The following is a 13092-nucleotide window of genomic DNA, read 5'->3' as shown; positions in this document are numbered from 1 at the left end:
AATCGCGCGATAATGCGTGACTTTCCTGCCGTTTCCTGCTGTTTCCTGCCTTTCTGCTGCCCCCGCCATGACCGGACTGACCACCGCCCTCCTGCACGCCGACCGCGAAGCCGGCGTCGAGCACTACGCCATCCACAAGCCGCTGCACACGTCCACCACGTACGGTTATACCGATACGCGCGAGCTGATCGACGTGTTCCAGGGCAAGCCCGGCTACACCTACGCCCGCCAGGGCAACCCGACCACGGCCGCACTCGAGGCCAAGATCGCGATGATGGAAGCCGGCGTGGCCACCGCATGCTTTGCCACCGGCATGGCGGCCATCATGGCGGTGTTTTCGACCCTGCTGCGCGCGGGCGACCACGTGGTCTCCAGCGCCTTCCTGTTCGGCAACACCAACAGCGTGTTCGAAACGCTGCGCAACCTGGGCGTGGACGTGACGTTCGTCGATGCCACGTCGGCCCAGGCCGTGGCCGATGCGGTGCAGCCGAATACGCGCCTTGTCTTCGTGGAGACCATTGCCAACCCGCGCACGCAAGTGGCCGATCTGAAGGGCATTGGCGATATCTGCAAGGCGCGCGGCCTGATTTACGTGGTCGACGGCACGATGACGTCCCCATGGCTGTTCCGCGCGCGCGAGGCACAGGCGAGCCTCGTGGTGCATTCGCTGTCGAAGTACATCGGCGGGCACGGCAACGCGCTGGGCGGCGCGGTGGTGGATACGGGCCTGTTCGACTGGGCGGCCTATCCGAACATCTATCCGGCCTACCGCAAGGCCAAGCCGGAAATGCAGGGCATCCAGCAGATCCGCAAGAAGGGCCTGCGCGACCAGGGCGCCACGTTGATTGCCGATGCCGCGCACCGCATTGCCGTGGGCGCCGAAACGATGGCCCTGCGTGTCGACCGCACCTGCAGCAACGCGCTGGCGCTGGCCCGTACGCTGGCCGCGCACCCGAAGGTGGCACGCGTGTACTACCCCGGCCTGCCGGAGCACCCCGAGCACGCCCGCGCCACCGAGCTGTTCCGCCACTACGGCGGCCTGCTGAGCTTCGAGCTGGTGGACGGCGCTGATTACGTCGACATGCTCGACCACCTGCGCTACGCCGTGCGCGCCACGCACCTGGGCGATACGCGCACGCTGGTGATTCCGGTGGCGCCCACCATCTACTGGGAAATGGGCGCCGAGCGCCGCGCGTCGATGGGCATTGCCGATTCGCTGGTTCGCGTGTCGGTCGGCATTGAGGATGAAGCTGACCTGCTGGCCGATTTCACGCAGGCGCTGGACGCGATCCATCTCGGCTAAATTTCATCGCCCTGGCAACGCGGCGGCCCTGGGCAGGGCTGCCCGCGCGCCTGCGAGTGTTGGAGCATCGCGCTCCACGGTTGAACACTCGAACTCCACCCTCGGAGGGTGGTACTTCAGGCACAAACACTGGCGCTCCACCGTGCGAGGGTCGAACGTGACGCTTTGAGGCCCGAACGCCACCGTCACAGGGTCGTGCCCCAATGTCAAACACACGATTGCCGTGCTCGGAGGCTGGCGTTTCAGCCTCGGAGGCTCGAACGCCACTGTCCGAGGCTCACGCTCCGCCCAAAAACATTCGACCTATCCGCACTCCGAGGCCCGTGCTCCGCCGTCGGAGGGTCACGCTCGACGGTTTTAGGCTGGCGTTCCACGGTCTGAGGGTGGAACGCGACAGTCCGAGGTCGAAATTTTGGACATCAGACTGCGGAGCGCCACGGTTTGAGGTCCATGCTCCGCCCTCCGGGGGCCGGATGCGAGCCTCGCCGGGCCGTGCTCGGCCCGCCCAGCCCGGGGCTCAATGGAAGAACAGCATGCGCGTGCCAAAGGTGTGATGCGCTTCCGCCGCCATCAGCACCATCAGCACGAGCAACGCCAGCGGCGGCAGCAGGATCGCGTACACCAGGGCCAGCCGCTCCCACATCATGTGCATGAACACGGAGACGATCAGCCCGGCCTTGGCGAGCATGAACACGATGATCAGCGTCCAGCGCATCAGCCCCTGCACGTGGAAATAATCGACCAGGTACGACATCGTGCTCAGCACGAACAAAAGGCCCCAGATCTTCAGGTAGATACCGATGGGGTGCTGTTGCCCGTGGGCAGAGGGTTCCGTGTGGTCCATGACAGGCCTCACCACAGGTAGAACAACGCAAAGATGAACACCCAGACGAGATCGACGAAGTGCCAGTAGAGGCCCGCGATCTCCACGATCTGGAAGTTGCCGTGTTCGGCAAAACCCGGCTGCAGGATCTTGCGCGCGACCAGCAACAGGTAGATCACGCCGCACGTCACGTGAAAGCCGTGGAAGCCGGTGATCATGAAAAAGCACGCGCCAAACTGCGCCGCGCCCAGCGGATTGCCCCACGGCCGGATGCCTTCGTGCACGATCAGCTTGGTCCACTCGAACGCCTGCATCGACACGAACGCCGCGCCCAGGATGGCGGTTGCCAGCATGAGCAGCGCCGCCCGCTTTGCCTCGCGCCGGTAGCCGAAGTTCACCGCCATGGCCATGGTGCCGCTGCTGCTGATGAGCACGAACGTCATGATGGCGATCAGCAGGAGCGGCACTTCCACGCCGCCCACCGACAGCCCGAACACCTTGGACGCGTCGGGCCACGGCACGGTGGTCGACATGCGCACCGTCATGTAGCCGACCAGGAAGCTGCTGAAGACGAACGTGTCCGACAGCAGGAATATCCACATCATGGCCTTGCCCCACGGCACCTTGAAGGTCTCGCGGTCGGCCGACCAGTCGTTGACGATGCCGGGCCAGCCTTTGGCGGCGTCTGCCGAGACTGCCGGGTCCGTTGGAAGCGTGGAGTGGCTCATGGCGTGGCTCCATACAGCGGCCCGCAGATGGCGCTGACGAATGCGGGCGTGATCCACCACATCGCGGCCAGCAGCACGAGCCACACGGCCAGCAGGAAGTGCCAGTACGTCGCGCAGAGGGAAACGGCCAGCCGGGTGCGATCGGCGTTCCTGCGCAGGCGCGCGACCGTCACCGCCCAGACGACGAGGCCACCGATGACATGCGCCGCATGCAGGCCCGTGAACACATACAGAAAGCTGTTGGACGGGTTGACCGCCACGCCTTGCCCGGTGGCCGACAGTTGCTGCCACGCCGCCCATTGGCCGAACACGAACAGCGCGGCAAGGGCGCCACCGGCCAGCAGCCAGGGCGTGCGGCGCGCGTCGGTGCGCCTTGCCCCTTCCATGGCGACGCTCGCCAGCGCCAGCACGCCGGTGTTCCACCACAGCAGCGCCGGGTGCGGAACCGGCATCCAGTCCGGCTCGCGCATGCGCATGGCATAGGCGAGGACCAGCAGCGAGAACAGCGTCGTCACCACGGCCATGAAGACGCGCAGGCCAATGCGCCCGGCGTGCGGCGGCAATGCAGGCGATGTGTCGGGCGCGAATTGGCGGGGCAGGGTCGTCATGTGCGCACCCCGCTGGCGTGGAGGGGAATTGCCGGCTGCGCCTCCACCTCCGCTCCCATGTCGGAGGCGCCGGTGGGCGGTTCGTTCTGCGGCACGAAGTCATCCGCGCGGCCGGGCGGGCTGTACTCGTATGCCCACCGATAGACCACCGGCAGCGTCGGCCCCCAGTTGCCGTGCCCGGGCGGTGTCTGCGGCGTCTGCCATTCGAGCGTGGTGGCCCGCCACGGGTTGGCCTCGGCCTTCCTGCCGCGCACGAGGCTCCACGCCAGGTTGAAGAGGAACAGCAGCTGCGCCAAGCCCACGATGATGGCGATGACGGTGATGAACGTATTCAGCGTCTGCGCGGACGGCGGGATGAAGCTGTAACCCTCATATGCGTAGTACCGGCGCGGCATGCCGAGCACACCCAGGTAGTGCATCGGAAAGTAGATCAGGTACGTGCCGACGAAGGTGATCCAGAAATGCGCGCGGCCGAGCGTGTCGTTCAGCATGCGGCCCGTCACTTTCGGGTACCAGTGATAGAGCCCGCCGAACACCACCAGGATCGGCGACACGCCCATCACCATGTGGAAGTGCGCGACGACGAAGTACGTGTTGGACAGCGGAATGTCCACGCTGACGTTGCCGAGGAACAGCCCCGTCAGGCCGCCGATGACGAACGTGCTGATGAAGCCGATGGCAAACAGCATCGGTACGGTCAGGTGGATGTCGCCGCGCCAGAGCGTGAGCACCCAGTTGTAGACCTTGAGCGCGGTCGGGATGGCGATGATCAGCGTGGTGGTGGCAAAGAAGAAGCCGAAGTACGGGTTCATGCCCGACACGAACATGTGGTGCGCCCAGACGACGAACGACAGCACACCGATGATCAGGATGGCCCACACCATCATCCGGTAGCCGAAGATGTTCTTGCGCGCGTGCGTGCTGATGAGATCGGACACGATGCCGAAGGCAGGCAGCGCGACGATGTAGACCTCGGGGTGGCCGAAGAACCAGAACAGGTGCTGGAACAGCAGCGGGCTGCCGCCGGCATGCTGGAGTGTTTGTCCCATCGACACCACCGCCGGCATGAAGAAGCTGGTGCCCAGCGTCTTGTCGAGCAGCATCATGATGGCCGACACGAACAGCGCCGGAAACGCCAGCAGCGCCAACACCGTCGCCGTAAAGATGCCCCACACCGTGAGCGGCATGCGCATGAGCGTCATGCCACGCGTGCGCGCCTGCAGCGTGGTGGTCACGTAGTTGAGCCCGCCCATGGTGGCGGCCACGATAAAGATGGCGAGCGACACCAGCATCAGCACGATGCCCCATTCGGTGCCCGGCGTGCCGGGCAGGATGGCCTGCGGCGGATACAGCGTCCAGCCCGCGCCCGTGGGCCCGCCCGGTACGAAGAAGCTCGCCACCAGCACCAGCACGGCCAGCAGGTAGACCCAGTAGCTGAGCATGTTCAGGAACGGAAACACCATGTCGCGCGCGCCCAGCATCAGCGGGATCAGGTAGTTGCCGAAGCCGCCCAGGAACAGCGCCGTCAGCAGGTAGATCACCATGATCATTCCGTGCATGGTGACGAACTGGTAGTAGTGGTTGGCGTCGATGAAGGCGAACCTGCCCGGAAAGCCCAGCTGGAGGCGCATCAGGTTCGACAGCACGAGCCCCACCAGCCCGATGGCGATGGCCGTGAGCGCGTACTGCACCGCGATGACCTTGTGGTCCTGGCTCCAGACGTAGCGCGTCCAGAAGCTCTGCGGTGCGTGATCGTGGCCGGTGGACGCGGGGTCGGTGTGTGCGTAGGACATGGCGTCTCCTCGCTACGGTTTTGCCGTGGTCGATGCGGCATCGCCACCTTGCGCCTGGATGTACGCAACCAGCGCTGCGAGTTCCTGCTCGCTCAGGTCGAACGACGGCATGATCGGCGCGAAGCCTTTGACTACGCGCGCCTTCGGGTCGCGGATGAACGCACGCAGGTACGCCTCGTCGACGTGTGCGGTGCTGCCGTCGGCCATGGTTTCAGTCTTGCCGTAGAGCCCTTTCCACGTGGGGCCGACGCGCGGGCTGCCGTCGACGCTGTGGCAGGCAACGCAGCCCTTGGACTGGGCGAGCGTCTGGCCCTGCTCGGCCAATGCCTGGGCGCTTCCGCCAGCGGCGGCGGGGGCTGCCTGCACCTTGGCCTTCTGGCGCTGCTCGAAGGTGGTCTGCTGCGCGAGCCAGCGTGCGAACGACGCTTCGTCTTCCACGACCACCACCCCGCGCATGTTGGCGTGTCCGATGCCGCAGAGCTGCGCGCACAGGATGTCGTAACGCCCCGCCTTGGTGGGCGTGAACCAGAACGTGGTGATCATGCCCGGCACCATGTTCATGCGGGCGCGGAACGGCGGCACGTAAAAGTCGTGCAGCACATCGCGCGAGCGCGCCAGCACCTGGATCGGGCGATTGATCGGCAGGTGCAGCTCAGGCGTTTCGATCAGGTAGTTGTCGCGGCCGTTCGGGTCAGCCGGGTTCAAGCCGAACGGGTTGTCGTTGCTCATGTAGCGCACGTCGGTCGTGCCGAGCTTGCCGCCGGGGCCGGCAAAGCGGAAGCGCCATTGCCACTGCTGGCCGAGTACTTCCATCTGCAGGGCGTTCGGTGGCGGGCGGACGTAATCCGCATAGACGAAGAGGCCCGGCGCGAGGAGCGCCGCCACACCCACGGTGGTGATACCGATCAGCCACCATTCCAGGCGCTTGTTGTGCGGCTCGTAGGCGGCCCGCTGGTTGGGCTGGCCGTTGCGATGGCGATAGCGCAGGAGCGCTGCCACGACGAAGAGATTGATGGCGACAAACAGCACGCCGGTGATGACGATGGTGATCGTCAGCGTGTCGTCCATGCGCACCCAGTTGGAGGCGATCGGGGTGATCCACCACGGGCTGGCAAAGTGAAACCCCACCGCCAGCACGACGATCAGCACGAGCGCAATCGCAAGGGCCATGGGCACCTCCCGGCGAGGGACTCCCTCAACACGCTAAAGACAGGCTAGGTCGCGCACCCCGATCGTGCAAGGCAACGTAAGGACGAGGCGCACCACGCATATGGATTGCGCCGACGCGCCGTCTGCATGCTGCGCCGCAATGCAAAACGGCCGCCTCCGGCATGGGTTGCCCGAGGCGGCCGCCTCCTGATGGCGCTGCTCAGCTTGCGGCGCCGCAGGAAAAAGGCGGGTGTGTCAGTGCATGGGTTTGGGCATGGGCCGCTCGAGCATGCCGTACGTGATCGCCGTCACGACGCCAAACAGCAGGTTGGCAAGCAACGGCCCCGAGCCGCGCTCCGACACGAACCACGGGAACACGGCCGTCATGCCGTAGAAGTTGACTACGTACGCCACGATCCCGAAGACCACGCCAATGGCCGCGAGCATGCCGGGGCTGGAGTCGAAGTGGAACGGCGCGATGATGGCCGCGAGGATCATCCCCATCAGGGCGCCCAGCACGAAGTGCAGCACGAGCGCTGTTCCCACGATGCTGAAGCTGAACAGGGACATCTCTTCCAGCGCGCCGCGACCCATGATCATGGCGGCGATCTTGTGGGTCGGGCGCCAGGGGCTTTCATTGAGCACCATGGTCGACCAGAAGAACTCCAGCACGATGACCAGCGCGCCGCCCACGATGCCGGCCACGCTGGCGGCCAGCCAGTCGGGCATCCGGCGCTCCCAATGATGCGATTGCATGTGCAGTTCCATACGAACCTCCTGCTGATGTATCTACGCCGGCACTTAGGAATCGGAAGCGCCACTTGCGGTGCTGCAAAGCGCTGTGCGCCAAGTGCCCTGTGCAGAATCAGTCTGGCAGATACGGGTGCCAACGCAAGGTACAAAAACCATGCGCATCGCACAGCACGACGGCGTTCTGCTCGAACGTGAGCATCAGCGTGTCGGCGATGGCGGGGTCTTCGATGAACACGAACAGGCTCGGCTCGGGCGGCCACGTGTCCGCCGCGGCATCTTCGGGCGGGCCGCCTTCGCCATCGAGCCAGGGCATGCCGCGCGCGATGGCCCAGGCGAGCAGTTCTGCCTGGCGCGCAGCGTTTTCCTCGGCGGACACCGGGCGCGAGAACGGCTGATGTGCCGTCACGAAGACGGCCCACGGCGCATCGGCTTGCGCGAGCAATGCCGCCACACACGGGTTGATGGCATCGACGCGCAGCAGCACGTCGCCTTCCGGCGTGCTGACGCGATACCGCGCGCTGCGATAAGCGGCAATCAGTTCAGGCGTAGGGGCGGGCGGATGGCGGTGCATTGTTGCGTCGCATGGTCGCGGCCATCTGATCTGGCGCAACGCAAAAGGGCCGTGGATGTCACAGAATAGTGCGTAGGCGGCCATGTTGCTGCCCCGGCACAGTATTCCGACAACCACTCCCCTGCGAGGCTCGAACCATGTACAAGAAGATCCTGGTCGCCATTGATGGCAGCGAAACCAGCAAGCTGGCCCTGGCCGAGGCCGTGCGCCTGGCCAAGGCATTCCAGAGCACCGTCCGCGCCGTCTATATCGTCGACAGCCCGGCCATGCTCTTCGACGTCGGCTATTACGACCCGACCGAGCTGCGCAAGTCGTTTATCCAGGCCGGCACCGCGTTGCTTGCCGACACCGCCGCAGCGCTGACTTCTGCCGGTTTGCAGCAGGAAACGGTGCTGGTGGAAACCCAAAGCGTGGGCGAGGACGTAGCGGCCGCCCTGCAAGGTGAAGCGGTGCGCAGCGGCGCCGATGTGGTGGTGATCGGCACGCACGGCCGCCGTGGGCTGGCGCATGCGATGTTGGGCAGCGTGGCCGAAAAGTTCATCCGCCAGGCAACCACGCCGGTGTTGCTGGTGCGCGGTCCTGCCAAGGGCTGAGCTTCGCTTGTTGTTGCGCAGGCAGGGCCGCTTGCCTGCGCGCGGCGGATATGATGTCGGCGTTCGAATTTGCCCCAACCCACAGCGTATCCGCCGCCGTCCCATCATGAATATCCAATCCGACGCTCCGCAGCGTCGCGCCATCCGTACCCTGACCGCGCTTGAAGGGCGCGTGTTGGGCGTCCTGGTCGAGAAGCAGCACACGGTGCCCGACACCTATCCGCTCACGCTGAACGCGCTGGCGGCCGGCTGCAACCAGAAGACCGCCCGCGCGCCGGTCATGTCCGTGACTGAAGCCGAGATCCTCACCGCCATCGACGGGTTGAAATCGCTAAGCCTGGTCATGGAAGGCAGCAGCAGCCGTGTGCCGCGTTTCGAGCACAACATGAACCGCGTGCTGGGCGTGCCGAGCCAATCGGTCGCGTTGCTCACCGTGTTGCTGCTGCGTGGCCCGCAGACGGCAGCCGAGCTGCGATTGAACGCGGCGCGGTTCCACGCCTTTGCAGACATCTCATCCGTTGAAGCGTTTCTCGATGAGCTGGCAGAGCACGATCCGCCCTATGTGGTGAAGCTGCCGCGCATGCCCGGCGAGCGTGAAAGCCGCTGGATGCACTTGCTGTGCGGTGAAGTTGCGCAGGCGGACATTCGGCAGGGCGGCGCCGTTGACGAGTCCATCGCGCCGTCCGAATTCGAGGCGCTGAAAGCGGAGCAGAAACAGTTGGCCGACAAGGTGGCCAGGCTTCAAGCGCTGGTCGAGCAGATGGCCGGTGAGCTGGGCATCTCGATCGACAAGTCGATGCTGTAAACGCAATCGGCCCCGGTGCAACGCCGGGGCCGATTGATCGTCTTCGGTTTACGCGCCGGCCGATACGAACAGCGTGCAGGCGCCTTCTTCCGCTGCCGACACATTGCGGCGGAAGCCCGAGAACAAGTCCCGCCCGACGCCTGCGTGGTAGTGCGACAGATCGGGCGCGGTGACCTGGCGGGCATTCCACTCTGCCTCCGGCACGCGCACTTGCAGCGTGCCCGCTTCCGCATCCAGCACGACGATATCGCCATCGCGCACACGTGCCAGCGGCCCGCCGTTGAGCGCTTCCGGGGTGATGTGGATGGCGGCCGGCACCTTGCCCGACGCACCCGACATGCGGCCGTCCGTCACCAGCGCGACCTTGAAGCCGCGCTCCTGCAGCACCGACAGCGTCGGCGTGAGCTTGTGCAGCTCGGGCATGCCGTTGGCGGCCGGGCCCTGATACGGCAGCACGGCCACGAAATCGCGTTCCAGTTCGCCGGCCTTGAACGCGTTGATCAGATCGTCCTGCGCGAGGAAGACGCGTGCCGGCGCTTCCACAAAACGATGTTCCGGCTTGACCGCCGACACCTTGATGACCGAGCGCCCGATGTTGCCGTCGAGCACCCGCAGGCCGCCGTCCGACGAGAACGGCTCGGCCACGCCGCGCACGATGTTGGTATCGAGCGAGGCGGCGGCGCCATCGCGCCAGACCAGCTTGTCGCCTTCCAGGAAGGGCTCTTGCGCATGACGGCGCAGGCCCTTGCCCATGATCGTCGTCACATCGTCGTGCAGCAGGCCGGCGTCGAGGAGTTCGCGAATCACGATGGACAGACCGCCCGCGGCCTGGAATTCGTTCACGTCGGCCTTGCCGTTCGGGTAGACCCGCGCCAGCAGCGGAATCACGCCCGACAGATCGTTGAAGTCGTCCCACGTGAGCAGGATGCCGGCCGCACGCGCCATCGCCACCAGGTGCAGCGTGTGGTTGGTCGAGCCGCCCGTGGCCAGCAGGCCGACGATGCCGTTGACGAACGCGCGCTCATCCAGCACGTCGGCAATGGGGGTGTACTGGTCGCCGCTGAAGACGAGCTTGAGCGCCTGGCGCGCCGACTCACGCGTGAGCGCTTCGCGCAGCGGCGTGTTCGGGTTGATGAAGGCGGTGCCCGGCAGGTGCAGGCCCATGACCTCCATCAGCATCTGGTTGGAGTTGGCCGTGCCGTAGAACGTGCACGTGCCCGGGCCGTGGTACGACTTGGATTCGGCTTCCAGCAGGTCGGCGCGCGAGAGCTTGCCTTCGGCGTACAGCTGGCGGGTGCGCGCCTTTTCATCATTGCTGATGCCGGTGGTCATCGGGCGGCCGGCACGAACACGGCGGGCAGGTGGCCGAACGACAGCGCGCCGATCACCAGCCCCGGCACGATCTTGTCGCACACGCCCAGGTACAGCGCCGCGTCGAACATCTGGTGCGACAGCGCCACGGCCGTCGACAGGGCAATCGTGTCGCGCGAGAACAGCGACAGCTCCATCCCGTCCTGCCCCTGCGTCACGCCATCGCACATGGCCGGCACGCCGCCGGCAAACTGCGCGGTGCCGCCGGCCTCCAGCGCAGCCTGCTTGAGCCACGCCGGAAACGCCTCCAGCGGCTGATGCGCCGACAGCATGTCGTTGTAGGCGGAGACAATCCCCAGGTTCGGCCGCTCCAGCGCTTTCAGGCGGATCTTCGCTTCGCCCGGCATGGCCGCAAAACCGTGGGCGAGGTTCGTACACGAGAGCAGCGTACGCTCGACCTTGCGGCCGGCATTCTTGCGGGTCACGTCCAGATAGGCCTGGCGGGGGCTGCGGCTGCGGTCGATGATGCGTTGGGTGACGGCGGCCAAAGTGCGGTGCAGGGCCATGCGGGTTCTCCTGGAGGGGGTAGGTCCGGGCGGGACGGAATGCTGTAATTTTCCTACAAATGGGCCGGATGTGGTGCAGGGTTTTCCACAGGTACCGCATCCGACGCAGCGCCGGTAACACGGCCGAGCACGCGAATTGCGTGCCAGAAGGCGCGCGGGAGGCCATGCTTCGGCGCAAAAGATTTGCCGGAAACGCTTGCCGGGGCAGTTTCACGAACGTCTTGCTCGCGATGTAGTAATACTACAAAATGAGCTGAAAAGACGTGGCTTTGCTAGTCAGCTAGGCTAGCCTAATCGATGGCTCACACACAGGAGATGACGATGTCGGTGCCCGCATTCGACATGGTGTTGTTCGGCGGTACGGGCGATCTTGCCCGCCGCAAGCTGATTCCGGCCTTGTTCGATGCGCATCAGGGCGGCGAACTGCACCCGCGCGGGCGGATCTTCGCCATCGGCACGCAGCCGCTGGAGACAGCTGGCTACCTGGCGTTGCTGGAGCGCGAAACGCGCCCGACCATGCGCCTGTATTCCGGAGCGCCCGTCTCCGACGACGCCTGGGCCTCGTTTGCCGAGCGCATCGTCTACCAGCAGGTCGACGCCCGCAAACCCGAACAGTTCGACGGGCTGGCCGCCGCGCTGGGTGAAGACCGGGCGCCAGTGACGGTGTGCTATCTGGCGACGGCGCCGGGCTTCTTCATCGACATCTGCAAGCAGCTCGCCCGCGTCGGGCTGAATACGCCCAATGTGCGGTTGGTGCTGGAAAAGCCGCTGGGCACGGATCTCGCGTCAAACGAGCGCATCAACTCCGCCGTGGCCGAGTTCTTTGCCGAAGACCAGATCTACCGGATCGACCATTACCTCGGGAAAGAATCCGTCCAGAACCTGATGGCGATCCGCTTCGGCAACGCGCTGTTCGAGCCGCTGTGGCGCCGCGAGTGGATCAAGGACGTGCAGATCACGATTGCCGAGCAGCTTGGCGTGGAAAAGCGCGGCGATTTCTACGACGGCGTCGGTGCGCTGCGCGACATGGTGCAGAACCACCTGCTGCAACTGCTATGTATCGTCGCCATGGAGCCGCCGTCGAGCCTGTCGCAAGACGCCATCCGCGACGAAAAGCTGAAGATCTTGAAAGCGCTCAAGCCGATCCCGCTGCAAGAGGTGCCTGAGAAGACCGTGCGCGGCCAGTATCAGGAAGGCGCCATCGCCGGGCAGCCGGTGCAGGGCTATCTGCATGAGCAGGGCATTCCGCCCGACAGCCGCACGGAAACCTTCGTCGCCATCAAGGCCGAGATTGCCAACTGGCGCTGGGCCGGCGTGCCGTTCTACCTGCGCACCGGCAAGCGCATGCCGCAGCGGTTGGCGGAGATCGTCGTACGTTTCCACGATGTGCCGCACGCGCTGTTTCCCAAGCCGCTGATCCAGTTTCCGGAAAACCGTCTCGTCATCCGCCTGCAGCCGGAAGAGAGCATCCGCCTGCAGTTCCTGACCAAGACGCCGGGTGCGGCGCTGGGCCTGCAGCCGTCCACGCTGGACCTGGACTTTACCGACCACGGCGGCGTGCGCCATGCCGGCGCGTATGAGCGTCTGCTGATGGACGCCGTCAACGGCAAGCTCGGCCTGTTCGTGCGCCGCGATGAACAGGCCGAAGCCTGGCGCTGGGTCGAGCCGATCATCGAAGCGTGGAACGAAGCACGCATTCCGCCCAAGGGCTACACCGCGGGCAGCTGGGGCCCCGCGGCATCGAGCGCGCTGCTCTCGCGCGACAACGCCGCCTGGCACGAGGAGATGTAATGGCGATGCGCTGGCACGCAGTTCCGGACGCCGCCGCGCAGGTGCAAGCGCTGGCTGCGGCCATTGCCAACACGCTCACGCATGTGATCGAGGAACAGGGCAGTGCGTGCCTGGCTGTGTCCGGGGGGCGTTCGCCCATTGCGCTGTTTGCTGCCTTGCGCGTGTTGCCGCTGCGCTGGGCCGACGTGTCGATCACCCTGGTCGACGAGCGTGCGGTGCCGCCCGGGCATGCCGACAGCAACGCGCGGCTCGTGCGCGAGCACCTTTTGCAGGATGCGGCGGCAGCGGCGCGTTTCTT

Annotated in this window: 12 protein-coding genes and 1 pseudogene; 5 read left to right on the top strand and 8 right to left on the bottom strand. The window is 65.7% G+C overall.

The features are described 5' to 3' along the window. The first annotated feature begins 67 nt into the window (after positions 1 to 67). Complete coding sequence (locus FUT88_RS19490) at positions 68 to 1303, top strand: cystathionine gamma-synthase family protein (RefSeq protein WP_147217583.1); 1236 nt, start codon at positions 68 to 70, stop codon at positions 1301 to 1303. Between the two features lie 517 nt (positions 1304 to 1820). Here the strand turns inward: FUT88_RS19490 and FUT88_RS19485 are convergent. The 7 genes from FUT88_RS19485 to FUT88_RS19455 all read right to left on the bottom strand — a co-directional run bounded on the left by FUT88_RS19485 (position 1821) and on the right by FUT88_RS19455 (position 7728). Continuing rightward, positions 1821 to 2147, bottom strand: coding sequence for a cytochrome C oxidase subunit IV family protein (locus FUT88_RS19485; RefSeq protein ID WP_147217581.1), 327 nt, complete (start codon positions 2145 to 2147; stop codon positions 1821 to 1823). Positions 2148 to 2155: 8 nt separating this feature from the next. Beyond that, the gene (locus FUT88_RS19480; protein WP_147217579.1) at positions 2156 to 2854 is read right to left on the bottom strand and encodes a heme-copper oxidase subunit III family protein; all 699 of its coding nucleotides are present in this window, start codon (positions 2852 to 2854) and stop codon (positions 2156 to 2158) included. Further along, positions 2851 to 3462, bottom strand: a complete 612-nt coding sequence (locus FUT88_RS19475; protein ID WP_147217577.1) for a cytochrome c oxidase subunit 3 — start codon at positions 3460 to 3462, stop codon at positions 2851 to 2853. Before FUT88_RS19475 ends, FUT88_RS19480 begins: the two co-directional genes overlap by 4 nt. Beyond that, positions 3459 to 5255: a cytochrome c oxidase subunit I gene (ctaD, locus tag FUT88_RS19470; protein WP_147217575.1), complete on the bottom strand. Its 1797-nt coding sequence runs from the start codon at positions 5253 to 5255 to the stop codon at positions 3459 to 3461. Before ctaD ends, FUT88_RS19475 begins: the two co-directional genes overlap by 4 nt. Before the next feature lie 12 nt (positions 5256 to 5267). Continuing rightward, the gene (locus FUT88_RS19465; protein ID WP_147217573.1) at positions 5268 to 6425 is read right to left on the bottom strand and encodes a cytochrome c oxidase subunit II; all 1158 of its coding nucleotides are present in this window, start codon (positions 6423 to 6425) and stop codon (positions 5268 to 5270) included. A 234-nt stretch (positions 6426 to 6659) separates the two neighbouring features. Continuing rightward, positions 6660 to 7172, bottom strand: a complete 513-nt coding sequence (locus FUT88_RS19460; RefSeq protein ID WP_147217571.1) for a hypothetical protein — start codon at positions 7170 to 7172, stop codon at positions 6660 to 6662. Positions 7173 to 7269: 97 nt separating this feature from the next. Then, the gene (locus tag FUT88_RS19455) at positions 7270 to 7728 is read right to left on the bottom strand and encodes a DUF3293 domain-containing protein (protein WP_147217570.1); all 459 of its coding nucleotides are present in this window, start codon (positions 7726 to 7728) and stop codon (positions 7270 to 7272) included. Positions 7729 to 7865: 137 nt separating this feature from the next. Here FUT88_RS19455 and FUT88_RS19450 point away from each other — a divergent pair, with 137 nt between their 5' ends. Together FUT88_RS19450 and FUT88_RS19445 are read left to right on the top strand one after the other, a co-directional pair. Then, positions 7866 to 8321, top strand: coding sequence for a universal stress protein (locus FUT88_RS19450; RefSeq protein WP_147217568.1), 456 nt, complete (start codon positions 7866 to 7868; stop codon positions 8319 to 8321). 106 nt (positions 8322 to 8427) lie between these two features. Beyond that, entirely contained in the window at positions 8428 to 9126 is a 699-nt protein-coding gene (locus FUT88_RS19445) for a YceH family protein (RefSeq protein ID WP_147217567.1), read from the top strand. A 48-nt stretch (positions 9127 to 9174) separates the two neighbouring features. On the opposite strand, the pseudogene edd reads toward FUT88_RS19445, so the two are convergent. Beyond that, a pseudogene (edd, locus tag FUT88_RS19440) lies at positions 9175 to 11003 on the bottom strand (phosphogluconate dehydratase). Between the two features lie 321 nt (positions 11004 to 11324). On the opposite strand from edd, the gene zwf reads away from it, so the two are divergent. Further along, a complete protein-coding gene (gene zwf, locus FUT88_RS19435; protein ID WP_147217566.1) occupies positions 11325 to 12794 on the top strand; it encodes a glucose-6-phosphate dehydrogenase in 1470 nt (489 codons plus the stop codon). Next, positions 12794 to 13092: 6-phosphogluconolactonase (locus tag FUT88_RS19430; RefSeq protein WP_186829342.1), on the top strand; the 299-nt coding region annotated here is incomplete at its 3' end. The genes zwf and FUT88_RS19430, both read left to right, overlap by 1 nt.

The organism is Ralstonia sp. TCR112 (genome assembly GCF_007997035.1).
GTDB lineage: Bacteria > Pseudomonadota > Gammaproteobacteria > Burkholderiales > Burkholderiaceae > Ralstonia > Ralstonia edaphi.
This window is presented reverse-complemented; position numbering and strand designations above follow the sequence as displayed.

Bases quoted from the DNA above. Each gene is read 5' to 3' on its own strand.
- FUT88_RS19465 (WP_147217573.1), bottom strand. From the start codon at position 6,425: ATGGCCCTTGCGATTGCGCTCGTGCTGATCGTCGTGCTGGCGGTGGGG.
- FUT88_RS19490 (WP_147217583.1), top strand. From the start codon at position 68: ATGACCGGACTGACCACCGCCCTCCTGCACGCCGACCGCGAAGCCGGC.
- FUT88_RS19475 (WP_147217577.1), bottom strand. From the start codon at position 3,462: ATGACGACCCTGCCCCGCCAATTCGCGCCCGACACATCGCCTGCATTG.
- FUT88_RS19485 (WP_147217581.1), bottom strand. From the start codon at position 2,147: ATGGACCACACGGAACCCTCTGCCCACGGGCAACAGCACCCCATCGGT.
- FUT88_RS19460 (WP_147217571.1), bottom strand. From the start codon at position 7,172: ATGGAACTGCACATGCAATCGCATCATTGGGAGCGCCGGATGCCCGAC.
- ctaD (WP_147217575.1), bottom strand. From the start codon at position 5,255: ATGTCCTACGCACACACCGACCCCGCGTCCACCGGCCACGATCACGCA.
- zwf (WP_147217566.1), top strand. From the start codon at position 11,325: ATGTCGGTGCCCGCATTCGACATGGTGTTGTTCGGCGGTACGGGCGAT.
- FUT88_RS19450 (WP_147217568.1), top strand. From the start codon at position 7,866: ATGTACAAGAAGATCCTGGTCGCCATTGATGGCAGCGAAACCAGCAAG.
- FUT88_RS19455 (WP_147217570.1), bottom strand. From the start codon at position 7,728: ATGCACCGCCATCCGCCCGCCCCTACGCCTGAACTGATTGCCGCTTAT.
- FUT88_RS19445 (WP_147217567.1), top strand. From the start codon at position 8,428: ATGAATATCCAATCCGACGCTCCGCAGCGTCGCGCCATCCGTACCCTG.
- FUT88_RS19480 (WP_147217579.1), bottom strand. From the start codon at position 2,854: ATGAGCCACTCCACGCTTCCAACGGACCCGGCAGTCTCGGCAGACGCC.